At 68.8% G+C, this 23,866-nt stretch carries 20 protein-coding genes; 8 read left to right on the top strand and 12 right to left on the bottom strand.

Annotated elements, in window-relative coordinates:
• Positions 1 to 42 precede the first annotated feature (42 nt).
• Entirely contained in the window at positions 43 to 1,344 is a 1,302-nt protein-coding gene (locus ACIBTU_RS10250) for a hypothetical protein (protein WP_399125553.1), read from the top strand.
• A gap of 642 nt (positions 1,345 to 1,986) precedes the next feature.
• Here ACIBTU_RS10250 and ACIBTU_RS10245 read toward each other — a convergent pair.
• From ACIBTU_RS10245 to ACIBTU_RS10225, 5 genes are all read right to left on the bottom strand, one after another.
• A complete protein-coding gene (locus tag ACIBTU_RS10245) occupies positions 1,987 to 4,257 on the bottom strand; it encodes an ABC transporter permease (RefSeq protein ID WP_399125552.1) in 2,271 nt (756 codons plus the stop codon).
• The gene (locus tag ACIBTU_RS10240; protein ID WP_399125551.1) at positions 4,254 to 4,937 is read right to left on the bottom strand and encodes an ABC transporter ATP-binding protein; all 684 of its coding nucleotides are present in this window, start codon (positions 4,935 to 4,937) and stop codon (positions 4,254 to 4,256) included. Before ACIBTU_RS10240 ends, ACIBTU_RS10245 begins: the two co-directional genes overlap by 4 nt.
• A gap of 68 nt (positions 4,938 to 5,005) precedes the next feature.
• Complete coding sequence (locus ACIBTU_RS10235; protein ID WP_399125550.1) at positions 5,006 to 5,446, bottom strand: hypothetical protein; 441 nt, start codon at positions 5,444 to 5,446, stop codon at positions 5,006 to 5,008.
• A 168-nt stretch (positions 5,447 to 5,614) separates the two neighbouring features.
• On the bottom strand, positions 5,615 to 6,160 hold the full coding sequence (locus ACIBTU_RS10230) for an AAA family ATPase (protein WP_399125549.1): 546 nt from the start codon (positions 6,158 to 6,160) through the stop codon (positions 5,615 to 5,617).
• Between the two features lie 25 nt (positions 6,161 to 6,185).
• Positions 6,186 to 6,506 carry a hypothetical protein gene (locus ACIBTU_RS10225; protein WP_399125548.1) on the bottom strand — a complete coding sequence of 107 codons (321 nt, stop codon included), beginning with the start codon at positions 6,504 to 6,506 and terminating at the stop codon, positions 6,186 to 6,188.
• Between the two features lie 330 nt (positions 6,507 to 6,836).
• Between ACIBTU_RS10225 and ACIBTU_RS10220 the strand changes: the two genes are divergently transcribed.
• Positions 6,837 to 7,262 carry a hypothetical protein gene (locus tag ACIBTU_RS10220; protein WP_399125547.1) on the top strand — a complete coding sequence of 142 codons (426 nt, stop codon included), beginning with the start codon at positions 6,837 to 6,839 and terminating at the stop codon, positions 7,260 to 7,262.
• 51 nt (positions 7,263 to 7,313) lie between these two features.
• On the opposite strand, the gene ACIBTU_RS10215 is transcribed toward ACIBTU_RS10220, so the two are convergent.
• The 3 genes from ACIBTU_RS10215 to ACIBTU_RS10205 all read right to left on the bottom strand — a co-directional run bounded on the left by ACIBTU_RS10215 (position 7,314) and on the right by ACIBTU_RS10205 (position 9,746).
• The gene (locus tag ACIBTU_RS10215) at positions 7,314 to 8,126 is read right to left on the bottom strand and encodes a hypothetical protein (RefSeq protein ID WP_399125546.1); all 813 of its coding nucleotides are present in this window, start codon (positions 8,124 to 8,126) and stop codon (positions 7,314 to 7,316) included.
• Positions 8,127 to 8,364: 238 nt separating this feature from the next.
• Positions 8,365 to 8,688, bottom strand: a complete 324-nt coding sequence (locus ACIBTU_RS10210) for a hypothetical protein (protein WP_399125545.1) — start codon at positions 8,686 to 8,688, stop codon at positions 8,365 to 8,367.
• Positions 8,689 to 8,699: 11 nt separating this feature from the next.
• The gene (locus tag ACIBTU_RS10205; protein ID WP_399125544.1) at positions 8,700 to 9,746 is read right to left on the bottom strand and encodes a helix-turn-helix domain-containing protein; all 1,047 of its coding nucleotides are present in this window, start codon (positions 9,744 to 9,746) and stop codon (positions 8,700 to 8,702) included.
• A 347-nt stretch (positions 9,747 to 10,093) separates the two neighbouring features.
• Between ACIBTU_RS10205 and ACIBTU_RS10200 the strand changes: the two genes are divergently transcribed.
• The gene (locus ACIBTU_RS10200) at positions 10,094 to 11,053 is read left to right on the top strand and encodes a hypothetical protein (RefSeq protein WP_399125543.1); all 960 of its coding nucleotides are present in this window, start codon (positions 10,094 to 10,096) and stop codon (positions 11,051 to 11,053) included.
• A gap of 5 nt (positions 11,054 to 11,058) precedes the next feature.
• Here ACIBTU_RS10200 and ACIBTU_RS10195 read toward each other — a convergent pair whose 3' ends face one another.
• Positions 11,059 to 11,616 carry a hypothetical protein gene (locus ACIBTU_RS10195; protein WP_399125541.1) on the bottom strand — a complete coding sequence of 186 codons (558 nt, stop codon included), beginning with the start codon at positions 11,614 to 11,616 and terminating at the stop codon, positions 11,059 to 11,061.
• A gap of 298 nt (positions 11,617 to 11,914) precedes the next feature.
• On the opposite strand from ACIBTU_RS10195, the gene ACIBTU_RS10190 reads away from it, so the two are divergent.
• The 5 genes from ACIBTU_RS10190 to ACIBTU_RS10170 are packed head-to-tail and all read left to right on the top strand — an operon-like array spanning position 11,915 to position 19,266.
• Positions 11,915 to 13,477, top strand: coding sequence for an ATP-binding protein (locus ACIBTU_RS10190; protein WP_399125539.1), 1,563 nt, complete (start codon positions 11,915 to 11,917; stop codon positions 13,475 to 13,477).
• A 55-nt stretch (positions 13,478 to 13,532) separates the two neighbouring features.
• Complete coding sequence (locus tag ACIBTU_RS10185) at positions 13,533 to 16,493, top strand: Z1 domain-containing protein (RefSeq protein WP_399125538.1); 2,961 nt, start codon at positions 13,533 to 13,535, stop codon at positions 16,491 to 16,493.
• Between the two features lie 21 nt (positions 16,494 to 16,514).
• A complete protein-coding gene (locus ACIBTU_RS10180) occupies positions 16,515 to 16,928 on the top strand; it encodes a very short patch repair endonuclease (protein ID WP_399125793.1) in 414 nt (137 codons plus the stop codon).
• Positions 16,929 to 16,945: 17 nt separating this feature from the next.
• Positions 16,946 to 17,941 carry a DNA cytosine methyltransferase gene (locus ACIBTU_RS10175; protein WP_399125792.1) on the top strand — a complete coding sequence of 332 codons (996 nt, stop codon included), beginning with the start codon at positions 16,946 to 16,948 and terminating at the stop codon, positions 17,939 to 17,941.
• Between the two features lie 11 nt (positions 17,942 to 17,952).
• Complete coding sequence (locus ACIBTU_RS10170) at positions 17,953 to 19,266, top strand: DNA cytosine methyltransferase (protein ID WP_399125537.1); 1,314 nt, start codon at positions 17,953 to 17,955, stop codon at positions 19,264 to 19,266.
• An 89-nt stretch (positions 19,267 to 19,355) separates the two neighbouring features.
• Here ACIBTU_RS10170 and ACIBTU_RS10165 read toward each other — a convergent pair whose 3' ends face one another.
• Genes ACIBTU_RS10165 through ACIBTU_RS10155 form a run of 3 tightly spaced genes read right to left on the bottom strand, consistent with a single transcriptional unit; the run spans position 19,356 to position 23,370 of the window.
• Positions 19,356 to 20,234: a DUF6339 family protein gene (locus ACIBTU_RS10165; RefSeq protein WP_399125536.1), complete on the bottom strand. Its 879-nt coding sequence runs from the start codon at positions 20,232 to 20,234 to the stop codon at positions 19,356 to 19,358.
• Complete coding sequence (locus ACIBTU_RS10160; RefSeq protein WP_399125534.1) at positions 20,231 to 21,223, bottom strand: hypothetical protein; 993 nt, start codon at positions 21,221 to 21,223, stop codon at positions 20,231 to 20,233. The genes ACIBTU_RS10165 and ACIBTU_RS10160 overlap by 4 nt, the downstream gene beginning before the upstream one ends.
• Entirely contained in the window at positions 21,220 to 23,370 is a 2,151-nt protein-coding gene (locus tag ACIBTU_RS10155; protein ID WP_399125532.1) for a helix-turn-helix transcriptional regulator, read from the bottom strand. Before ACIBTU_RS10155 ends, ACIBTU_RS10160 begins: the two co-directional genes overlap by 4 nt.
• Between the last annotated feature and the right edge of the window lie 496 nt (positions 23,371 to 23,866).

Raw genomic sequence — 23,866 nt, 5'->3', positions numbered from 1 at the left:
AGCTTGCGTAACGATTCCCCCACCACTAGAACCGGGGGAATCATGAGCATCCTGAAAGGGCCTCTGTCGAGAATTGACTCTTCCACACCAGAGACCTGGGTCGCAATCGTCATAAAAGTCTCTTTCGTGTTTATTCTGTTCGCGACAGTCTGCGCCATCGCACAACTATTGACCCTGAAATTCTGGAGTTCAGTAAGCGTGCGCACAGAGAATCGCGCAGATGCATCCACCGCAGAAGCATGCGCTGCCAGGCTCGGATTCCAGCTCGATCGCCCCGGATGGCGGAAGGGTTTGCAAATATCATGGACCCGGCTGGAACGAAAAACCCCTGCACGAATCTTTTACTTCGCCATGGCCCGCCGTCTCGCCAGGCAGATCCCGGCGGACCAGTTCGGCGCCATGGCAAGAAGGAGGGGGCTCATAGAACGGTCTTCGCGCATACCCAAGAAATTTGTACGGCTCATTTCAAAGAAGTCCATGGCACTACTCTTCTCACTCGCCGTGGTCTACGACCAAGAGCGCCCTGGAAGAATTCTGGGAGACGTTCAGGTAATCACTGCCCAGATTCCGCCGATCGCAGAGCAACGCACTTGGATCCCAGTCCTAGTCTTGGCGGCAGGAGTTTTCACGTATGCGCGGAATGGAAACTTGATCGACAGAGTGCGGGCGAGAGACGAGGCAGCCAAAGACACGAACCGGTTACTGACCGAACTCATCGCCCCACTCTCCGAATTGGACGCGGCCCTGGCCAACGTGCATGGCCACATCAGCAGATACCGGTACGCCTATTTCGACGCCACGTGCGGCTCACTCACTCCAGGCCGGTCCTGGTCCCCGACCTCCGGCTTTCGCCCTGCCCCCAGACCAGCAATATTCGTTCACAGCAAGACGGAGCTGAAGGAACTACTGGAGGGTAGTGAGTTCCAGAGACTCGAGTCAGCTCTGAAAGTGGTCGCCAGCCATTTGAACACCATTCGCGACAAGGGATTATCGTCGGTCGCACTACGGATACTGACGCCAGTTTGGGAAGAATTGTACGAATGCGGAATTAGATACGACCTCTACCATTCCTCAGGCCATCTTTCTATCGGAATAGAAAATTCGACAATGAGCCTCGGATGGGTCCGCAGTCGCTCCGCAGGAGGGGAATCGGGATGCGTCCAACTCTCTGACGACGAAGCCGAACTGGACATTTACCTCACGAGAGAGGCATACCGATTCGACGACCTGATACTGGAAAGCAGGCTGGCCTATCATGGACTGCAGAGAATCAGAGCGTTCCTGATCAGGCGCCTGCACGGCACACCCCTGACCAAAGCAGCCAGTATGGTCGGCCAGAAATAATCCCCTGACTCGACCCATCAAATTCTATTGATCCGAAACTCGATCGGTTCTGTTCACCGCGTGGTCAGGTGTCGTGGGCTGACCACGCCCGTGCGTACCGGTGGACGACCGACGCCAGGTATTCCACTTGGGGTTTGCCGAGGGTGGCAAGCTCGGTCTCGGAGCGGACCAGTGCGATTTGATCCAGCACCGACATTCCCGTGTCCTCCGCGTGTGACCAGCCACAGGGCCCGGCCTCGGGCAGTGTGTCGAGACCTGCCAGCTGTCGCCGTCGACGGTGACACCCACCCCGCCGAGAGACGTCCGTCGTCCGTTGGCTGCGCGGACGGCGACGAACACGGAGGACGCCGAGGGGCCCCGGGGACGCGGCGCAGGGCGCGGTATCGGTGGGTTGCCCTCGCCCAAGAGAGGACCGCACTGCCTGGCGGCGCATCCCACTCCAGCCTGGTACGCGCAACCGCCGCGCCGCCTTCTGACTCCCGGAGGCGAGCGCGGCGTGCTGGTGCGGGCCGGCTTACGGGGCCGGCACGGGGGCCAGGCCTCCGGCGCGTTTCGACGCTCCGGGTCCTTCCCGGAAGCCGAGGCGACCATCGGCTTCGGCCCGCCGAGGGCGATGGTCGCCGGTGGAGAGGACGTGGCCCGTCAGTCGCGTCGGATCAGTTCCGGGTCGATGCGCCGGCCGACCAGGGGAAGCGTTCCGAGGGTCGCCGCCGCGAGGACGCCGAGCGCCGCCACCACGAGCAGGGGCAGGCCCGCGGTGTCCCAGAAGACCTCGCCGCCTCCCGTCACCAGGTACGCCGACTCGGCCAGCTTTCCGGTGATCAGAGCGAGGACCAGGCCGACGGCCAGGGGCAGGGTGACCTGGAGGCACTGGACGCGTCTGAGGAGGCGGGACCGGGCGCCGATGAGGGTGAGTGCCGTGACATGGGCGCGGCGTTCCACGGCCCGATCGGTGGCGGAGACCAGGAAGGCGGCGACGCCGATCACCAGCCCCATGATCATGCCGAGGGCCAGCAGGGTCTCGATCACGGTGATCTGTTGCAGCGCGTCAATGTTGATGCCGACGGGGTCGACGTCCGCCGTCGGTGCGATGGCTCCGATCCGGTCGAGGACGGTCCGTACGGTCCCGGGATCTGAGGCGCTCGCGAGGATCAGGCTGCCCGAGACCGGGACCGCGCCGGCGGGAATCCTGGACGGCGGATACAGCACCGGGGCGTCGACGGCCGTGACGTCGTAGCCCGAGAACACGACCTTGCGGTGCGGCACTTCGATCGTGACCGAGGTGTGCCGGTCCCCGTCCTTCACACGGGCGGTGGACGGCTTGACGGCCTCCTGCGGCATCGCGGGATCGACGAGGTGCAGCACGGTGCCGTCAACGCATCCCTCGGCGCGGCGCACCATCTTCTGCAGTTGCCCACAGGTGGCGACGAGCGCACGGGCAGGGATGGCCGGGCCCTCGTCCCCGGGATCGAACGGGGGGTCCATGGTCATCGCGTGCGCGCGCAGTTCCGGGATCTCGCGGAGCCGGTGCTGCTGCTGCGCGCTGAGTCCGGACAGCGACAGGGAGTACTCCTGGGACGGCGAGCTCGACCTGAGGATCTGGTCCTCCTCGACGAGGACGCCCTGCGCGAGGGAGGCCGAGAAGACGAGCAGGACGAGTCCGGTGACGACGCGCATGGCGCTGCCCGGCTCCACCTCGTTGCGGCGCATCGCCAGGTTGAGGGTGAGCGAGCCGGTGCGGGCGAGGCTCCGCGCGAGGGCGTACGACAGCAGGGGCATCGTGAGGACGAGGCCGAGTCCGGTGAGCAGGACGCCGAGCGGCACGAGCAGGGTGTTGACGCCGGTGTTCTGGGCGGGGGCGGCGGTGAGGCCGGTCGCGCAGTAGCCGGCGACGATGCCAAGCCCGGTGACGAGCAGCAGTCCGCCACGTCTGCGGGGGCGCCGGGGCACCGCGGTGCGGCGGGTGTTCAGGGGGTTCGCGGCGGCGGCGCGTGCGCCGGCCCGGCCGACGAACCAGGCGAGTGCGGGGCAGCCGAGCAGGCAGACGGCGAGGGTGACGGCGGAGAGTCCGCCGTCGTCCGCGTACCACTTCAGGCCGGGCAGACCGGTGTGCGCCATGGCCTGGTTGAGCAGCCAGAACTCGGCGAGGCCGAGCAGCGCGCCGCACACGGCGGCGACCACGGTCTCGGCGGCGTTCACCCGCTGGGTGCCCTTGGCGCTGAGTCCGAGCAGACGCAGGGCCGCGAGGCGCCGGTTGCGGCTGGCCGCGGAGAGTCTGGCGCAGACGGACAGGAAGACGGCGAGCGGCAGCAGCACCAGGGTGCCGAGCGTGAAGCGCAGGATGTCGAGCGTGGAGGGCTCGACAGTGGGGACGGCCGCGTATCCCTTGCCGAAGCCCTTGAGTGCCCGGGTGCCGCCGTACAGCGTGAGCTTGCCGGGTGTGACGCCGACGTACGCGTACAGCTCGTCCGGGTCGGTGAGTCCGGACGGGGAGATGATGCCCTTCTCGTGCCCGGGGAGCAGCCCCTTCAGGGCGGGCTCGCGGTCGAGCTGCGCCTTCAGGGCCGGCGAGACGAACACCTCGCCGGGGCCGGGAAGCCGGCCGAGTCCGGGCGGCGGCTCCAGGGTGCCCTTGCCGCCCCGGGCGATGAACACGCGGTGGAACGGGCGTGATCCGTGCGGGTCGGACCGTTCCAGGACCAGGGTGCGGCCCTGCTCGGGTTTGCCCGCGACGACCAGGGGCGCCCGGTCGGCGGACCGGCCGTCGCGGGCGTCGAGGATCGCCGGGATGGTGAGGACGAGGGCCAGGCAGCAGACCCCGAGCGACCCGCCGACCGTCATCAGGGCGAATCGGATCCGGGTGCCGCGCCCCGACCCGAGGAGCAGCCGGAGTCCGAGCAGGAACTCCTTCATACGGTGGCCCCCGTCGGCTGGAGGGTTCCGTCGGTCATGGAGTACGTACGGTCGGCCTGCGCGGCGACCGTCGCATCGTGAGTGACGAGAAGGACCGCAGTGCCCTGCGAACGCGCCAGATCGAGGAACTCCCGGAGAACGGCCGCCGCGTTGGCGCTGTCGAGCGAACCGGTGGGCTCGTCGGCGAAGACCACCGCGGGCCGGTGTACGAGGGCCCGTGCGACGGCGACGCGCTGGCTCTGCCCGCCGGACACCTGGGAGGGACGCCGGTCACCCAGGTCGGCGATGCCGAGCCGGTCCAGGACCTCCGCGGCGGCCTGGAGCGCGGGCTTCTTCTTCTGACCGGCCAGCCGCAGCGGCAGCGCGGTGTTCTCGGCGACGGTCAGCTCGGGGAGCAGCTCCCCGTACTGGAAGACGAACCCGAACCGCTCGCGGCGCAGCGTGCTGATCTCCTCGTCGTCGAGGTCCGCGTAGTCGCGCTCCTCGAACTCGATCCGCCCGCGCGTCACGGGCAGCACACCGGCCAGGCAGTACAGCAGCGAGGACTTCCCGGACCCGCTGGCCCCGGTGATAGCGGTGACCTCCCCCTTGGCGAGGCCGATGTGCGCGTCGCGCACGGCGTGTGTGGCGCCGTAGGAGAGGTCGACTCCCGCGGCAGCCAGGACGTGTGACGTACTCATTCCGTTGTTCCCCCATGGGCCCCCGCGGGCCCCGAGCACGGAACTCGGGGCCCGCGGGGAGGCTGTGGTCAGCGCTGGTAGTGCTTGGTCGGCGAGCAGTTGTCCGGGTGGAACGAGCCGCGGTCACGGCAGGCGCGTATCCGCGCGTCGTCCGTGTAGCGATCGGCCGGGGCCCACACGAGGTAGTCCTTCCAGACGGACTTCTTCTGCTTGCCGTTGAAGCGGTTCCAGTCGTGGCCCTCCGCCTTCACCTGGACGTAGACGTTGTGCCCGTCGCCCGAGCTGGTGTCCTTCAGCCAGCCCTTCCAGTGGAAGGCCCCGTGCTTGGCCCCGGGGGCCTCCCACTTGTACTGGCCCGAGTGGAACGAGACGCCACTGCTCTTGCGCGTGGAGATCTTGTGCCACGAGGCAGTCGCCTCGACGTCACCAGAACTTCCGGCTACCGCGGCCCCCACACCCGCGAAGAACAACCCGACTGTCAGCGCTCCGACTGCGAACGTGCGATTCACTTGCTTCCTCCCGTTTGGCCAAAACTCTCGGGACCTGGTCATGATCGCCGAGACGTCAGAAGTTAACAGCCGTTAAATTTGCGGGAGTTGAGGCGCGAACATCGGGGCTCGAAAACGTGCCGCATTGGCTGGATCCAACGGTCCGCCGCAGCAGGACCGGGCAGTCACCTAACTCCCCTCCGCATCAACCCACTTGGCGGCGCTGAGCACATCCCCGGCGATCTCGCCGACGGACCGCCCGTCGGTCGCCACCCGCACCGTGTCCGCGGGCACCCGCTCGTCCAGCATCCGCGCCTTGCGCGCGCTGCTCCTCAGCTCGTCCTCCAGCTCGGAGCCGATCTCCCGGCCCGCGAGGCGCGCCCGGGCCGTCTCGTCCGATGCGGTGAGCAGCACCCGTACGACCCTGACCTCGTCGCCCATCACACGCCGGAACATGGCCTCGCCCTCCGCGAGGACGCTCACGGTGTGCGTATAGACGAGGCGGCGGTACCCGAGCTCGGCGTAGTTCGCCCACAGGGCCGCGAGATTGCGCTCGGCGATCCGCCGGCGTCGCGGGTCCCCTTCGGGGGCGGGATGCACCTGCGCCATGAAGTCCCCCTCGATCACGCAGTGCGCCACGGAGGCCCCCCGCAGCAGTGCCGACACCTCCCACCCCACGGTCGTCTTCCCAACCCCGGCGCGACCGCCGATGAGCAACACCTCTGCCCGACCCATGTCCCACGTCCCTCCCTGTCGCCGCTCACCACCCGACCGCCATGGACCACCGCACGCCGGAGGCCCCCACGACCTTTACGGAAGCCTCGTCGTGCGTCTCGGCGACCTCGATCTGGTTGTACGCGCTCTGGACCCTGCCCTCCGTGCAGGCCAGCGGGAACTTCATCCCGATCGGCCGCACGGTCACTTTCAGCGCGCCCCTGCCCTGGCAGTTCACCATGATCGACAGAGGCCGCTTCCTCGACTTCCTTATCCCACCGTCCAGTTCGACGACCCGGCTCCCCCGCACCGAGGCGACCTGCGCGAGCACGTCCTGCCCCACCTCCAACTCCGGCGCCTCGGTCACCGTCCCCCCGGACCACCCTGCCCCGCACCAGCGTCAGCTTCGGCACCGTCCCGCTGGTGCGACGCCCGCCCCTCCGGCCGCCCCTCCTTCTCCACGCCCCCACCACCGGAACACCCCCCCCCACCAGCAGCCCGACGACAACAACCGCCACCCACACTCGCGCCTTCACATCGGCCCCCATCGCGATCGGTCACGCCCTGACCGATAGGAGGGGCAGGTAGCGCAGGTGGTTGCCGACCAGATCGCACTCTGTTCAACGAGCTGACTGACCGTCACCATGAAATCCGCGCGCCCAGCCTTGGCGCGCGGGCGCATCGCGAGGGGGACGGGATGAGCGAGTCAGGGAACGACACCGAGGGCACCGGCGTACTCATCGTGATCGGACTGACGATCGGGCTCTCCGTGGCCTGGGCGTACGTCGTGAAGGACCAGGGTGAGCTGATCACCTGGGGCGCCCTGGTGATCGCCGCGATCACCGGGGCGGCAGCGGGCAGCCAGAGCAAGGGCAGCCAGACGGTCGGCCTGACCTGCGCGATAGCCGTCCCGCTCGGCACGTACCTGGGCACGCTGCTCGGCATCAGCCTGATCGCCGTCACCCCGCTCGGCGGCGACTTCAGCGACGCCTGGACCCTCCTGACCGAGCACACCAGCGAGGCGGCGAAGGTCTTCAAACTGGAGGCGCAGGACCGGGACTGGGTCTTCCTGTTCCTGTCGGCCCCGGTCGGGTACGTGGCGACGACGGCGATGGACGACTGACGCGCCGCCCGACCTCTCGACGCCCACTCCCCAACCCTCAGCCCTCAGCCCTCAGCCCTCGGGACAGTCCATCCGCCCGCGCGCCGCCGGCACGCACTCCCGAATCTCCTGAGTGGTGAACTGGTACATCTGCGCGGGGTGCTCCGCGATGCCGTGCACGGAGAACGGCTTCCCGTTGTCGGTGATCTCCTGGGTGTGGGTCCCGTCGGCGTCCGCGTACGTGACCTCGAACGCCTTCCAGGTGCAGTCCTTCGTCCCGGACGTCACCTGCACGCGCAGCCCGCCGGGCGAGGCCCCGTTGCCGAGGTCGATCTTCTTGTGGGCGAAGTACGGCTTGCCGTAGTCGGGGCTCTCGCTGCCGGTGATCAGGGGAACGTCCGCCGAGCGCGTGAGGTCGAACAACATGCCCTCGTACCCCCCGTCGCCCTCACCTCGGGAGACGATGACAGTGTCGGCCTTGGCCGGCGTGCACTGCACGCCCTTCGCCCGCATGCCGTTGATGACGAGCGCGGCCTTGCGGTCGCTGATGATGTCCACCAACCACGCCTGGGAGTAGCCCCACCACGGCGAACGCATCAAGGGATGCCAGACGTCGGACAGGTACACCCCTCGGGCATGGTGCGCCTTGGCGAACGGCCTAAGGTCCTTGGGCGGCCCGACGACCTGCGCCTTCTCCGCATCCGTGAAAGGGGCATCGTAGAGCGACGCTTCGGTGTACTCCGTGTCCGCCTTGACGCTCGCGGTGAACGCGGGCCCGTCCCGGTCGACCTTGTCGTCGGCCTCACTGGCGACCTTGGCATCATGCTCCGAGAAGACCCAGTCGACCCCCTTGGTCACAAGGAACAGCACGACGGAACTGGCCACGAGCCAGCCCACCCGCAGGTATATCTTCCGGTTCCGCGTACTCCGATCGGCATCAGCGGCGTCGGGAGCGACGCTCTGCACGACCTCATCGACGAACGACCGCCGGCTCCTGCCGCCATCAGGTCGCTCCGACATAGTGCATCTCCATCAGCTCTAAGTAGCAATAACAGAACGACAGTTGATGCTACGTCACTGATCACGTTCGGACCTGGGCATATTTCCCCGCTCGCGGAGCAGGTCAGTTGTCCTGCCTCTCCTTCAGGCACAGGCGGGTGGACTTCGTCCCTTCGTCGTTCGTCTCGACCCTCATCTCGTAGGGGCAGAAGGTGGAACCCACGCCGACCACGTCGTACGCCTTGTCCCAGGGGATCGTGAATTCGCAGGGCTGCACGTAGGCGCTGCCGTTGCCGTCGTCCTCGATCCGGACGCAGTCACCGACCTTGGCGTCGACGATGTCCTGCGAGCAGTCCGTGAAGCAGATGACGAGCCCGCCGATGACGAGCGGGCCGAAACATGCGGCCGGATCGAGACGGAACGCGCACAGCTGCGCAGAGACCCTCATGGCAGGCGGGGTCAAGAGCCCGCACCGCCCTCAAGCCCCTCGCCCTCACCCCCAGCCCCGCCCCCGCCCTCCCGAAGCTCCGCCACCGTCACACCGAGCCGTTCCCTCAGCAGACGCGACAGATGCCCCGTGTCGCGGATACCCCAGCCCTTCGCGATGTCGACCGCCGATGTGGCTCGGTGGCCCGGGTCCCCGAGGTCCAGGCGGATCCGCTCGAGCCGCTCCGCCCGCAGCCACCCCGTGAACGTCTCCCCCTCCTCCTTGAAGACCTGCTGGAGCGAGCGCAGCGACATGTGGTGGGCCCGGGCCACAGCCGTGCCGCTCAGGCACTCGTCCCCGATATTGGCGACGGCGTACGCCTTGATGCGGTCGAGCATCGACAGCCCGGGCAGTTCGACCCGCTCGGGCGGCACCTCGGCGAGCGCGCTCACGAGCAGCCCCGTCAGGGAGTCGGTCATGGACAGGGCGGCGCGCGGCGCGGTGAGGGCCCCCATGTTGTCGCCCATCGCGGAGAGCACGGCCGCGCACAACGCCATCGCCCCCGCGTCCACGGCGATGGCGCACCCGCTGCGTATGGTCACCGCGCGGGCGTGCGGGCCGAAGAGACCGCGCGGCACGCTGAACACGACGACGTCGCACTGCTCGGGAAGCACCATGGTGTAGGCCCGGCTCGTGTCGAGGACCAGCAGTTCACCCGCGGCGACCGGCCGCTGCACACCGTCCTGCGTCACGAGCGCACCGCCCTGCCGGTGCAGCGTGACCTTGAACAGGTCCGGGTCGCTCGAGGACATGACCCGCTTCGCCCTGCACACGGTGTGCGGGGTCGACCGCACCAGGCCGGCGCGTACGAGACGCCCCTCGACCGCGTCGACCCGCGCCCGGAACGGCCGCCCCTCCTTGGCGGTCACCTGGAGGGGAAGCAGCAGTCTGGACGCCGCCGTCTGCAACTCCTCGACGCAGCCGATGACTCCGCGCCCCGACACCCCGCGCCGACGTTCCGGCGCATGCCCGAGCCCGTTCCCGTTTCCGTTCCCGTCGGCACCCTGGTGTCGTTCCACGCCTCGTCCCCCTGCCCAAGACTCACCCGATTCCAGTGAACCACCGTTCGCCCACGCCGGTCTGCGCGTACGGGCGACCTCCGTGCGCGTACAGGCGTGGGCGCGGCCCCCTCACGTCCCTACCGTCGGTGGAGCGGAAGCCCCTACGGGGGACACCACGGGGGACACCTCCGGCGCGCCCGCATCGGCAACGGCCGACACACGCACGGAGAGGGGGCTTCCGCGTCCGCTCGACGGTCGGCACATCACCGCACCACCCATGGCTCCGGCGCCCGCAGGCCGAGGAGTGCGACGAGAGGAATCAAGCGATGCAGCCTCGGGAGATCGCTTCGGCGGCGGTCCAGGTCATGTTCGGCGCGGTCACGGGGGCGCTCGCCGGGGACGGCGTGCTCGCCGGCACGGCTGCCGGTGTCTCGGAGCTCGTCAGAGACAGGCTCGGGCGCGCCGGCTCCACGGCCGAGAACCAGGCGTTGGCGCGATGCGAGAGCGAGCCGACCCCTGACCATCAGGCCGCGCTCCGCGTGGCGCTCACCGAGGCCGTCTCCGCCGACGAGGAATTCGCTCACCGCCTGGAAGAAAAGCTCCAGCCGATTCTCACCGTCTCGCATCAGGGCGACGAACGGACGGTGGGAGGCAAGCACTCGTTCACGAACGTCAAGGTCGGCGACATGCGCCGGAGTCACTTCTCCGTCGGCCCCATGACCATCAACAACACAAAGAAGGCCCGCTTCTCCCTAGGCGCCATCGCCCTGGCCGTACTTCTGCTTTCCGGGTACGGAGGCTACGCGCTGCTCGGGAAGGGTGAGCCGTCGGCGGCCGACGCGGATGACACCACCCCCGTACAGGGAGCGAAGGGAAGCAGCTCCACCGGGGCCCTCGCCATGCCGGTCGCCGCCACCGTCGACGACGCGGCGGCCCAGGTCAGAAGGCTGCTGGGATCGTGCGACCGCTTCATCCGCTTCGACGACCGGCCGATCGACAGCATCGACAAGTCGCAAGGGCTGAGAGGTACGGGTGTGTGCACAACGGACGTCGGACCCGTAGAAATCACCATGCTCGACGTCTCCCGGCACGAGGCGTTCAACAAGACGAACGACCTGGGCGGGGGCTCCCGATTCTACGGCCGTGGATACCTTCTCGAATTGAACGAAAGCGCCCCCGGAACGGACGAACGGAAGAAGTTCAACGACACCCTTCTGCGGGCCGGCTACCTCTACCTGAACTGCAACAAGGACTACAAGCCGTACGAGGGAGTCAAGGTCGTCAGGGCGAAGACGCAAGGGTGCCTGTACTCGGATTCCGTGTAGGGCGATCACACGCCAGGATCCACGTTCCACGCCTCCGGCAGCTCACCCCCGCAGAAGACGCAGACGAAGTCGTCCTCGCGCACGATGTTGTGCTCCTGGCAACCGGGACACCGACGGAACACCACCTCGTGGGTGAATCCTGCGGGCCCTACCAGCCCTACGTCGTCCAGGGCACGCGCGACGTCCGGCCAGGAGCCGACGTCGGGGCAGTACCCGGTCGACTGGTTGCTGACCTCGCCGACGACCCACCAGTCCGCCTCCCGTACGAATCCGATCTCACCGGCGCTCAACACCGCACCCCCACCGGCGCAGGCCACGTGCTCACTCCGGCGCGGCGCCAGCCGCAGCGCCCCGTCGACGCCGACTACGAAGGTGAACGGTTCGGCCAGCTCCTCCGCCGACCGACCGGCGATCCACGCACCGAACTCGACCGCGGAGCCGATCCGGCACCCGCCACCACCCGGCCGGACAGCAGCCTTCAGCTCGGCCGACCCGACGTACCGGTACCCTCTCCGCCCCCTCGCACTCACGTCGCCCAACCTACGGCAGGCGAACGAACCCATCAGTCCTCGGTCACCCGGATCCGCTGCCTCCTCGCGAACACCTGGACACAGGCCTCCAGTTGGGGAGCATCACCCAACGGCTGAGCCAGCGAGGGATCACCGCCGCGACGGCCTGAACCCGGGGCGGGCGCCGCACCAACGCCCCGCATCATGGCCGGAACCCCACACCCCCGCGCCCCGCCGGGAGCGTTTGGTACACCGTTAAAGCCCTTTGCAGTACCGTCGCACGTGCTGATCGAAGACCGTCGGGCCGCATTCCCCCCACGCAGGACCCGACCCTGTGTGCACGAGGAACTACATGGCGTACGAGACCGGGGCCGCCGGCGAGGCGTGGCAGTACGAGGTACCGACCACCGGATCCACCCACCTGCCGCCGGACGCCGGCTACGGCAAGGCGCTGACCAATCAGGGCTACGGGTTCGAGGTGGCCGTCGCCGACCTGATCGACAACTCGATCGACGCCGGGGCGGACAAGGTGGTCGTGCACTTCCTGCGCGACGCCGACCGCATCCTGACCCTGCTGATCATCGACAACGGCCGCGGCATGGACGACGCCGGGCTGGACGCCGCGATGACCGTCGGCCGCCGGCGGGACTACGGCGACGGCGCGCTCGGCATGTACGGCACCGGTCTGAAGGCAGCGTCCCTTTCCAACGCCTCGGCGCTGACCGTGATCAGCCGCACCAAGCGCAGCCGGGCCGCGGGGCGGAGGCTGACCGCCGAGGGCATCGAGGACTCGTTCCGCTGCGACACCGTCGACCAGCGGTACGCGCAGGACATGGTGGACCGCTACGACGGCGTCATCGAATGGCAGGGCACGGTCGTCCGCTGGGACGGGGTGCGCGCGTTCGAGACGGTCGCGCGCGGGCACAGCGAGGCGTTCCTGTCGAAGGCCATAGCGCGTCTGGAGACCCATCTCGGCCTGTATCTCCACCGGTTCCTGCAGCGCGGCCTGCAACTGGACATCGCCGTGTGGGACGTGACCGGCGCCGGCGCGGGATTCGGCGAGGAGGTCGACCACATCGCCGTCGAGCCGCTGAACCCGTTCGGCTACAAGGTGCCGGGCAGCAAGGGCTATCCGCGTACGTTCACGGCCCCCGTCCCCGGCGTCGGGGACCTCACGCTCACCGCGCACGTGTGGCCGGCCAAGTCGAAGCAGGCGGGATTCCGCCAGATCGGTTCGCTGGCCGAGCGGCAGGGCTTCTACTTCTACCGCAACGACCGGCTTGTCCAGGCGGGCGGCTGGAACAACCTGCGCAGCGCCGAGAGCCACCTCGTGCTGGCCCGCGTCGCCGTCGATCTGCCGCTGGTGACGAACAGCGTCTTCAGCCTCGACGTGAAGAAGGAGGGCGTCACCGTCACTCCCGCCTTCACCTCGGCCGTGGACAAGGCGGCGGACGGGCAGGGCGCCACCTTCCTGGAGTTCCTCACCGCCGCCGAGACCGCGTACCGCGACGGTTCGAAGCGCTCCGAGATCGTCCGCAAGGCGGTGACTCCGCCCGGCAAGGGCCTCGACCCGGCGATCAAGCGGGTCATCAAGGAGGAGCTGGCGGAGAAGCCGGGCGAGGACCCCATCGCGTTCACGTGGACGACGCTGGCCGACGACGTCTTCTTCGCCCTGGACCGGGAGTCCAACGCCGTTCTCCTCAACAAGACGTACCGCGAGGACTTCAACGACGGCCGCCGAGGCGGCTCGAACGACGCGCCGGTCACCAAGACCCTGCTCTACCTGCTCCTCGAGGACTGCTTCGGCCTCGGCCGCTGGGAGCGGGCCCGGCAGGACCGGATCGACTACTGGAACACCATCCTGCTGGCGTCGGTCCGAGCCCAGCGGGAACGGCGCATGCGACCGGACAGCTGACCGGCCGCCGCCGAGCGTGATCACCTTCCACCCCGCCGAGAGAGCCACAGCCACGATGACCACCGAAGACCCGCTCCTGCAGATCCACACGAACACGCTGGCCGGGATGGGGGACACGCCTCGTCACTTCGGCAAGTTCGCGGCGTTCGTCGCCGACGAGGAGCATCCTGACGAGGATCTCGGCGAGGACACCTTCCGGGCGCGTCTGGTCGGCGGGGACGACCAGCTCGCCGCCCTGTGGAGCCGCCACCTCAACGACTGGGACTTCGCCCAGGAAGCCGCGTGGGCGGACGGCCTCGCGCCCCGCACCCGGGCCCGCCGCGACGCGATGTACGACAGGCTCCACCTCGGCGCCGACCTGCGAAAGGTCCTGGACACGACGGCGCCGGTCTCCGAGGTGCCGGCGCCGACGGTGATCACCAAGGAGTTCGCCCCCTGGTACACCCCGGAGCGCGCCGCCGCACGCTCCTTCTACTGGCGCGCGTACGAGGAGAAGCTCCGCGCCAAGGGGTGGTCCGCGGAAGCGATCGCGAGCCTCGACGAGGCGAGCCGGGCCGTCGTGGAGCGGCTCTCGGACCCCGAGCAGGCCGCCGCACGCCAGGCGAAGGGCCTCGTCGTCGGCTACGTGCAGTCCGGCAAGACCGCCAACTTCACCGGTGTAACAGCGAAGGCGATCGACGCCGGCTACCGCCTGGTCATCGTCCTCGGCGGCACCCTCAACATGCTGCGCGCCCAGACCCAGCGCCGCATCGACATGGAACTGATCGGCCAGGAGAACATCCTGCGCGGCGCCGACCCTGACGACATGGATTCGCTCGTCGGCGTCGACTACGTGGGCGACGACGACCCGGACTGGCCGAAGTTCGTGTCGCACGGCGGCCGTCCCTCCCTGCGCGGCGCGTTCGACATCGAGCGCCTCACCACCCGAGACAACGACTACAAGTCCCTCGCTACGGGCATCCGGGCCCTGGAGTACGAGAAGAGCGACCCCGCCTTCCCGCTGAGCCATCCCGTGAACCTGCACCGTGCCGCGGCCCGCGTCATGGTCGTGAAGAAGAACAAGGCTGTGCTCAGCAAGCTGGTCAAGGACCTGAAGCAGATCAAGTCGCTGCTCGGCGAGATCCCGACGCTGATCATCGACGACGAGTCCGACCAGGCCTCGGTGAACACGTCGAACCCGAAGAAGTGGGAGGCCGGCAGCACGGAGCGCACTGCGATCAACTCCCAGATCTCACAGCTCCTCGCGCTGCTCCCGCGTGCCCAGTACGTCGGCTACACGGCGACGCCGTTCGCGAACGTCTTCGTGGACCCGGCCGACGGCGAGGACATCTTCCCCTCGGACTTCCTGATCTCACTCCCCCGCCCGGTCGGGTACATGGGCGTCCAGGACTTCCACGACCTGGACAACCCGGTCCCGCACGACGAGCGGGACGTCACCAACTCCAAGGAGAAGGCGCACGTACGGGGCATCTACGCGGAGTCCGACGGGGACGACCGCCTGCAGGAGGCGCTCGACGCGTTCCTCCTGACGGGCGCGCTGAAGCTGTACCGCGCCGACCACGGTGTCGCCTCCGGCCCGTTCCGCCACCACACGATGCTGGTGCACGAGTCGGTCAGGACGGACGACCACGCCGAGCTGGCGCTGCGCATCAACACGATGTGGCACGAGTCGGGCCACGCCTCCTCCGCCGGCCACGCACGTCTGGCAGCCCTGTACGAACGGGACTTCGCCCCCGTGTCGGCGGCACAGGCCCCCGGCCTGCCGACCCCGGGCACGTACGACGAGCTGCGCGAGTACCTGAGCGAGGCCCGCCGACGCATCGCCTCCGGAGGCCGCCCGGTGATCGTCGTCAACGGCGACTCCGACCGCTACTTCGACCAGCTCGACCTCGACTTCAACGGGCCTGCCCCGGTCTGGAAGATCCTCGTCGGCGGCACCAAGCTGTCCCGCGGGTTCACGGTCGAAGGGCTGACGGTCACGTACTACCGGCGCACGACCCGACAGGCCGACACCCTCATGCAGATGGGCCGCTGGTTCGGCTTCCGGCCCGGCTACCAGAACCTGGTCCGCCTGTACATCGGACGCGAGGAGACCTACGGGCGGGACCAGACGGCCGACCTGTACGAGGCGTTCGAGGCGATCTGCCGCGACGAGGAGCTCTTCCGTGAGCAGTTGTCCCGCTACGCCGAACTCGTCGATGGTAAGCCCCAGTTGACGCCGGCCCAGGTGCCGCCCCTGGTCTCGCAGCACCTGCCGTGGGTCCGACCGTCGGCGCCGAACAAGATGTTCAACGCGGAACTGGTGGAGGTTCGGACGCCGGGTGTCTGGGAGGAACCGACGGCGTACCCGGAGGAGCCCGTGGCCCTGCGCCACAACGCTCAGTGCTGGGCTCCGGTGCTCGGATCGCTCGCCGAGACCCCTGTGTCGCTGGGCCTGGACGGCGGCCCGCAGTACAGCGCACGGGTGGGCACCGTCTCACACGAACAGCTGCTGAACGTGCTGTGCGACCTGCGCTGGTCGGCGCCAGAACGATTCTCGCCCCATCTGGAGTTCCTGCTGGGCGCCACGCAGGGGGACGGCACGATCGACGACTGGTTCGTGGTCGCGCCGATGCAGACGTCCGCCCGACGGCGCGAGGCCCGGATCCTGGGCCACGGCCCCTTCTCCCTGGCCCGAAGGAACCGACGTCGCGGGGCCCTGTTCGGCGCTGTCCGCGAGCCGCGTCATGTGGCCGCCGCGATGCGGCTGGCGGGCGCCTCGCACCTGACAGGGAACGCGACGGTCGAGCAGAACGTCCGGCCGCGCCGGGGCGCGCTGGTGCTGTACCCGGTGGTGGAGTCGGAGCCTCGGATCGCGCCCGACGGCTCGATCGATCCGTCGGACCTCGTCATGGCGTTCGCCTTCGTCGCCCCGACCTCGACGGCGACCGGCGGGCGTCCTCTGGTGCGCTTCCGCGCCGTCGACTCGGGTCGGAGCGACGCGGCGATCATCGACCGCGACGACTCCCATGTGTGAGGCTCGACCGTCGTGACCGAGATGAAGCCCTCCTCACCCGACGTGTCAGCCCGTATGAAGAAGCAGGCCAGCAAGGACACCGAGGCCGAGCTGGCGGTGCGAAGGCTGCTGCACGCGACCGGACTGCGCTACCGGGTCGAGTACCCGGTGCCTGGGATGGCCCGGCGCCGGATGGACATCGCCTTCACCCGCGCCAAGGTCGCCGTGCTGATCGACGGATGTTTCTGGCACGGCTGCCCGCAGCATGCGACACAGCCCAAGGCCAACGCGGAATGGTGGCGGACGAAGCTGGACAGGAACATGGCGCGGGACCGGGAGACCACCGAGCACCTGACGGCAGCGGGGTGGACCGTGCTGCGGTTCTGGGAGCACGAGGACCCGGAGGACGTGGCGGCGCGGATCAGAGCCGTCGTGCAGCGGAGCGGCGATCGATGAGCAGGGGGACGGGGAACATGGGCGGGCTGACCTTCGTGGATGTCTGCGCGGGAGCGGGTGGTCTCGCGCTCGGCCTGGAGCAGGCCGGCTTCGAGCCCCGCCTTCTCCTCGACGACGACGAGCGCGCCGTAGAGACCCTCAGATCGAACCGTCCGCACTGGAACGTGCTGCTCAGTGATCTCCTGGACTTCGACCCGAGCGAGCACCCCGAGAGCTACGACGTGGATCTGCTCTCCGCGGGGCTCCCCCGCGTGAAGTCGAACGCGACGATCAGCCGCCCCGATTCCGTGGAGGAGGAACGGCTGCTGCGGGCCACCGTCCTTCTCACCCATGCGATCAAGCCCCGGGCGGTACTCATCGAGAATGTCCCCGGTCTTGCCCACGCGGACGACCACCAGCCGTTCCGGGACTTCGCTCGCGCCGAACTGGCGCACCTCGGTTACGAGTTCAGCTGGTTCGTCGTTGACGCCGTCGACTTCGGGGTCCCGCAGAACCGCAGGTCGGGAGTCCTGGTGGCGATCGAGCGCGGCTGCGCCGACGCGTTCCGCCCTCCGGCTCCCACGGTGGACGAACCGATGACGGTCGGCGCCGCGCTCGTGCATTCGATGAGCACTCGCGGATGGCCGGACGCCGCCCGCTGGGCCGCGCAGGCGGACCGGCCGGCGCCGACCCTCGTCGGCGGCTCCAAGAACCGCGGCGGAGCCGATCTGGGCCCGACCGGATCCAAGAACAAGTGGGCGACCATGGGTGTCAACGGTCACACCCTGGGCAACGAGGTGCCCGACGTGGACTTCGTCTGGGATCCCGAGCTCGGGCGGGACCACATGGTGAAGATCACGCCTGAGCAGGCGGCCATCCTCCAGGGCTTCCCCGAGTCGTGGACGATCAGCGGCCCCAAGACTCCGCGGTATCGCCAGATCGGGCACGCTCTGCCACCGCCCGTCGGGCGGGCCCTGGGCCGGGCCGTGGCGGATGCGCTCGAGGGGGATCCAGCATGCCTCCCGGCCGGCTAGAATTCGGCACCATGACCAGCACGGCGCCTCACAAGTCCATCCTTGACACGCCCTTCGTCTTGGACTTGTTCGCCGGCCCGGGCGGACTCGACGTCGCAGCGCACGCTCTCGACGTCCCGAGCCTCGGCATCGAATGGGACAAAAGCGCATGCTTGACCCGTTATGCCGCTGGTCTCGACACACTGCACGCCGATGTGAGCGCCGTGCGCAGGGAGCGATTCGAGTCGTTGCCGCCCGAGATCAACATCCTCGCCGGCGGTCCGCCGTGTCAGACGTACTCGGTGGCGGGCAGCGGTGCCGGTCGCGCAGCTCTGGACGAGGTGAAGGGCTATATCGACCGCCTGATGCACGGCGACTCGGACCAGGACATCGACAAGGCGCTGGGGAATCTCAGCGACCCCCGTACGGCCCTGGTCCTGGAGCCTCTCCGGTACGCCATCCAGGCCACCCGGAGCCCGAACCGTTCGCACCGGCCGTACGACGTCATCGTCCTGGAGCAGGTGCCGGCGGTCGTGGCCCTCTGGCAGCAGTACGCGAAGGTGCTGCAGGAGCAGGGCCTGCCTGACGGCACTCGTTACGAGGTCAGCGTCGGTGTCCTGGGCACTGAGCTCTACGGTGTGCCCCAGACACGCAAGCGCGCTGTGCTCATCGCCCGCCGCGTCGGGCTGGGCCGGCCTTCCCTGCCTGCTCCCACACACCGGGCGTACGAGCCCAAGAAGTGGAACCACGACTCGGCGCCGGAGGTCGAGGAAGCCGAGGTGGAGGTTCGGCAGGAGACGCTCGACGGCGACTCGGCTGCCCCCGCCAGGCTGCCGGCCTGGAGGTCGATGGGTGACGCGCTCGGCAAGTCTGCGGGGTCGCATCCCGGTCGCGCCACGCCGTTCCTCGTGCGCTCGAACTACGGAAGCTCCGGCCATCCGGGTCGCCGCGGCGTGCGCACCGACCGGCAGCCGGCGACCACCGTGACCGGCCGCATCTCTCGCTTCGTCGTCTTCCAGCACCTGGACGAGGACATCGTCTACGAGGGCGACCGCTTCAGCATGAACGAGACCGGCATGCTGCAGAGCTTCCCGCCCGACTATCCCTGGTCCGGCACCGCTCAGGCCCAGCAGGTGGGGAATGCCGTGCCGCCGCTGTTCGGTGCCCATCTGCTGAGCGCCGCCCTGGGACTGCCCACACCGAGCGCCGAGCTCATGGACAAGCCCTGGATCGCCGCCACGGAGGAACAGCGGGCCAAGCGGCGAAGCCACGGTTGCGGTGCGCCCGACGACTGCACCGAAAGGTGCCCTCGCTCCGACGACAAGGCGCCGTCCCGCTCGACCTGACCGAAGACCGGCAGGCCGAGCACGAGGGCGCCGGAGGCGGCACACGGAGTGGCGTTGCGGTACTGCCTTGTGAGCGTGCGGCAGCACGCTCAGCCGGCGTTCTGCCTGCCCCTGACCGGCGCGGTCTCGAACAGCTCCTCGAAGTACTTGGTGAGGACAGCCACGGACTCCTCGGGCGCGGGATCCTCGTCCGGTCCCTCCGGAAGCGTGTAGCGGCCGACCGGCGGCGCCGATTCGGCTTCGGCGATCCAACGGCGCAGACGCTCGGGATCGCGGGGCTCGTCCGGGGCGAAGGCGTCGTAGACGATCGTCGCCCCGGCCGCGTTGATCGCGACGCTCAGGCCGTCGATCTCCCGCCCCGTGGTGACGGTCCCGCTCTTCAGGAGCCGGACCAGCGCCTGGGCTGTCGGGCGATGGTCGATCAGCTCTTTCCGCAGAACGCTGTGGATGAGGTCCTGATTGCCGCAGGCCGTCTCGACGGGCGCGTAGTCGGGCCCGTTCCTGAAAAGTTCCGCCGCCCACCACAGGCGTGAGAAGCACTGCCGGTCCGGTGCGCCGAGGAAGCGCTCGGCCGCGACTCGCCGATCCCTCCTCTTCGCGGTCGCCCCCGGCAGATGCCGCCACACCACGTACTCGGGAGCCACTGCCACTGCCAGGTGGTTCCACAGACGCCTGTCGGCGGCTTCGCGGCGCGTCAGCCTCAGGGTGGCGTGGAGTCGCGGGGCGAGCCACGCGTCCGCACGGGCACGATCGGCGGCGAATTCGTGCATGGCATCTTCGAACAGACCGCGGACGGGCTCCACGGCCCACCTGGCATCGTCCTCGGCGAGTGCTTCCACCACCTTGGCGACGTCGATCCCGCCATGCACCTCCTCGCCCCTCAGCAGCCCCTCGGTGAGGAACGGGTCGGCGGCGGAGGTGTCGAGCAGCCCGAGACGATCGGGCACGTGGTTCGGCTTGTTGATCACGTCGCGCTCTCTCGGTTCATCTGTTCCAGCCGCCGGATGGCGTGGCTCAGTGCCTTCGTGGTGTCGGATCGGCGCACTGCTGCGTAGTGGATACGGGTCTGGAGTTCGGCCCAGCCCGAGTCGCCGGTGCGACGGCGGTGGACCTGACGCAGAGCGTCCTCGACGTGCAGGCCGGGGACCACGTCGGGAAGCATCTCCCGCAGCACCTCGCCCTTCCAGTCGGTGGGGAACACCGGGTCCCCCCCGTCGAGTTCAAGGTCTCCGAGGGCACTGTGGAAGACGGCGCTCCAGACATCGGTGGCCATCTGCGAGATCAGCAGGTCGCCTACCTTGCTCTCGACACCGGACCCGACGCTGTCCAGCAGACCCAGGAATCCGTCGACGTCCGTGTTCACGAAGACCGTGGGAAGGCGCGCCGAGGTGTCGACGATCCACGGCGCGTCGGCGTAGGCGCGCAGCCACTCCCGCGCACTCGTCCTGAACGGCGCTTTCTGCACGCTGAGTCGAAGCTCGCTGACCGGGTCGTCGGACAGCGTGTCGACGGTCCAGTTCTCGCTGGTCTCGGCGATCACACGGCCCGGCACAGCGTCGACGGTACCCACGGCGAAGGCCGACAGGGTTGCCCTCCCCGCGTGGTCGTCCCGGAGCAGGTCCACCGTGCCGGACCAGTCCCGACCGTCCTCCGTGTCACGCGTCAGCTCGGCACAGGTACGCACGTTGGTCTCGCCGTCGGTGAGCACGGCGAGGACGCGAAGGCCGGACCAGGGGGCGTCTTCCTCGTCGGCCCCCGGCGGCATTGTCGCGGAGACCCGGAGGCCGGCGCTCACCCAGCTGTCGTGACCGGCCGTACCGAGCGCGACCGCCCGTTGCGCGGTGGAGAAGGCGCTGGTCTCCAGCGGGTCCCGCGTACCGTCCGTGAGCTTGAGCGATACCGCCGTCACCCGCAGGGTGATCGGCCGGTTGAGTCGCTTGTACGGGTAGACCTTCACGCGCCCTCCCCCTTTCCGGTGCGGAGTTCGACGACCAGTCGGCTGAGCGCGGTCCGGACCGGGTGGCTGGTGACATCGGTGGCACCGCGGAACGTGGCTCGGCGGGCCCCGGGGGCGAAGCGCAGGGTGCCGTCGACCACCTCGCAGCCCTCGACCCCCTCCAGCTCGGCCCACCGCAGGTTGGGGCGGCCGCCGGACCGTACGTCGAGCTGAGCGATCGGGGCCATGGGCGTGATCTCGTCGCCGCGAGGAATGGTCACGTGGGCCGTGACCCTCCAGTCACCCCCGTCGCCGATCTCCGCCTCCAACGCTTCCAGTACGGGCACGACAGGTCCGCTCGGCGCCTTGGCCTTGGGCTTCGCCTTCACGGTCAGCGCCTTCCGCAGCGCCTCACCTCCCTCCGCGCTACCACGCTTGGGTCGTGCGACGAGATCTTTGACGGCCCGATTGACCTCGGCGGTGAGCGTGTTGATCCGTCTGTACGCAGCCGGTGACCACCTGAGGGTCAGCTCGTCGGTCTGTCCCCAGCCGTCGTGCTCGGGCGGCTCCGCGGCGCGCAGGAAGTCCTCGGCCTCGCGCGTGAAGCCGGCCTTCTCACCTGCGGCGTCTCCGAGCAGAAGCACTGCTTGGAAGGGGTTGACCCCGAGCGGCAGCCCCGGCACCCCGGACCGCTTGACGGTCATCCGGTTCCCGCGCAGGGAGTGGACCTGGTTCTTGCCGCCGTGGTCCTTCTCCTCCGCGTCGGTGAGCAGGAGGACGCCTTGGTGGGTGCCGAGCGATCCCCGGGCTCCGCCGGACAGCGGCAGCTTGAGCGGGATCTGCCGCATCGCGACCTGCCCCGCCTCGGTGAGCTTCTCCACGGTGGCGCCGTCGTAGTGCGCCTTCAACGCGCGGGTGCGTGCGGGCTGCTCGGCGGAGGGGTCGATCTGCTCCTCGGGCACGACGACCTCGCCGTTCCGCATGGTCCGTACGAAGACTTCGAGCAGGGGAAGCCTTCCCCCACCACCGGTCATCGCCGCCCAGAAGTCCCGGCCGAGAGCCTCCACCAGGCGGACGTGCATGCGCTCGATGTTGCGCGGGTCCGCACCCTCGTCGGCTTCGTCCACGTCGTCGTCGGTGCCGGAGGTCGACGCGTCGAGACTGGCGACGTCATGTGCGCCGACGACAAGGAACGACGTACCGGGCTCGTCGCTCTCACGCGTCAGGTGCAGACGCTCCACCTCGGCCTCGTCGGCCCACCAGGATCGAGCCACGGACGCGCCCGGGGTGTCCGGGTCGGGACGCCCCAGCCAGGCAGGTCCGGCATAAGGCGCGCCGTCGACCTCACGCCAGGGCAGCTCCAGGCGGCCGATCACCCGACGCTCGGTACGTCCCTCGTGAGCGACGGACAGGGTGGAGTTGATGAGCACGAGGCCGAGCGCGCTGGTGGCCCAGAGCGTCGCCTTGCCCAGACCGTACGAACCACCAGCCCCCGGGCCGGACTTGAGGCTCTCCAACTGTCGCCGCACCACGGCGGCGAACTTGCCGTCGCCGTAGTCGTCACCGGTGAGGCCGGATGCGTTGTAGTCGTCGATCCGCAGCAGGACCAGCCGCCCCTGCTCGTACATGTCCCGCACACCCGCGTCCACGACCCGGCCGACCTTCTGGTTCCCCGACGCGTCGGAGACGGCCGAGTAGTGCGGGAACAGGTCGTTCCAGAGGATGGCGTCACGGAAGTCGTCCAGCGCGTCACCGGTCAGTTCGTGCAGGGTGTAACGGACGCGAACCGGCCGACCGTTCTCACGCAGGCGCTCGTCGAGGCTGTTCTGACAGGTCTCGCGAGCGAGAACCTGCACGTCGGCATCGAAGGCGAACGCGGCCGCGTTGCCCAAGTCCCGGCCGCCGTCCGGGTATCCGGGCCGGTGGTACCAGGTGACGGGCAGGCCGGACTGCGTGTCGGTGGTGCGGGTGTGCACCGTACCGATGTCCGTGCCGAGCGCCCTGGCGATGTCCGTCATCACCGTCGGACGCGGGGTCGATCTGCCGGTGATCCAGGCGGAGACCGCAGCTCGTGTCAGCTTCAGCTCATCCGCCAGCTCCGCCTGCGACTTCCCCGCGATCCTGAGCTGACGAGCCAACCAGGGCCCGAACTCCTCGCCTGTCTCCACGCTCCGCCGCTCCTCGCTCGAGACCCCGGCCAGACCACAGTGACCGGATGATCCCGTAGCGTAATTTGACACAGCGACCAGCGTCAACCGTTGTTTGACCGGCCCTTTCTTGCAATCCCCCTTGAGAGGTCACCCTTCTTATCCAGATATGCCCCTTATCGCCAGATCCATCTGCTCGAAAGTCCGGAAGCATCGATTCCGCGCCACCCGCCTCAACTCACGGAACCTGCAAGCGAATTGACAGTTGCGTAGGTCCCCATCGCCCCGCTACCGTCGTTCACGATGCAGTGCATCTCGCTCGACCAAACCTCTGACAAGAGGCGACGGGCGGCATAGGGAGAGGTGTAACCACACACCGAAAGACCAGACGTCCGCAGAATCATTTCCCCGAATCGGCAGGCTCCACCGGCAGGCGACCGCCACCCCTGGTCGGCCTGGCGCCCGGTCGCCCCTCGGGCACAGTCACCGAGAAGTCCGTCCGTGGACGACTCATGCC

The organism is Streptomyces sp. NPDC050145 (assembly GCF_044460245.1).
Classification (GTDB): domain Bacteria; phylum Actinomycetota; class Actinomycetes; order Streptomycetales; family Streptomycetaceae; genus Streptomyces.
The sequence above is the reverse complement of the archived record's forward strand: the minus strand, read 5'-3'. Positions and strand labels throughout refer to the sequence as shown.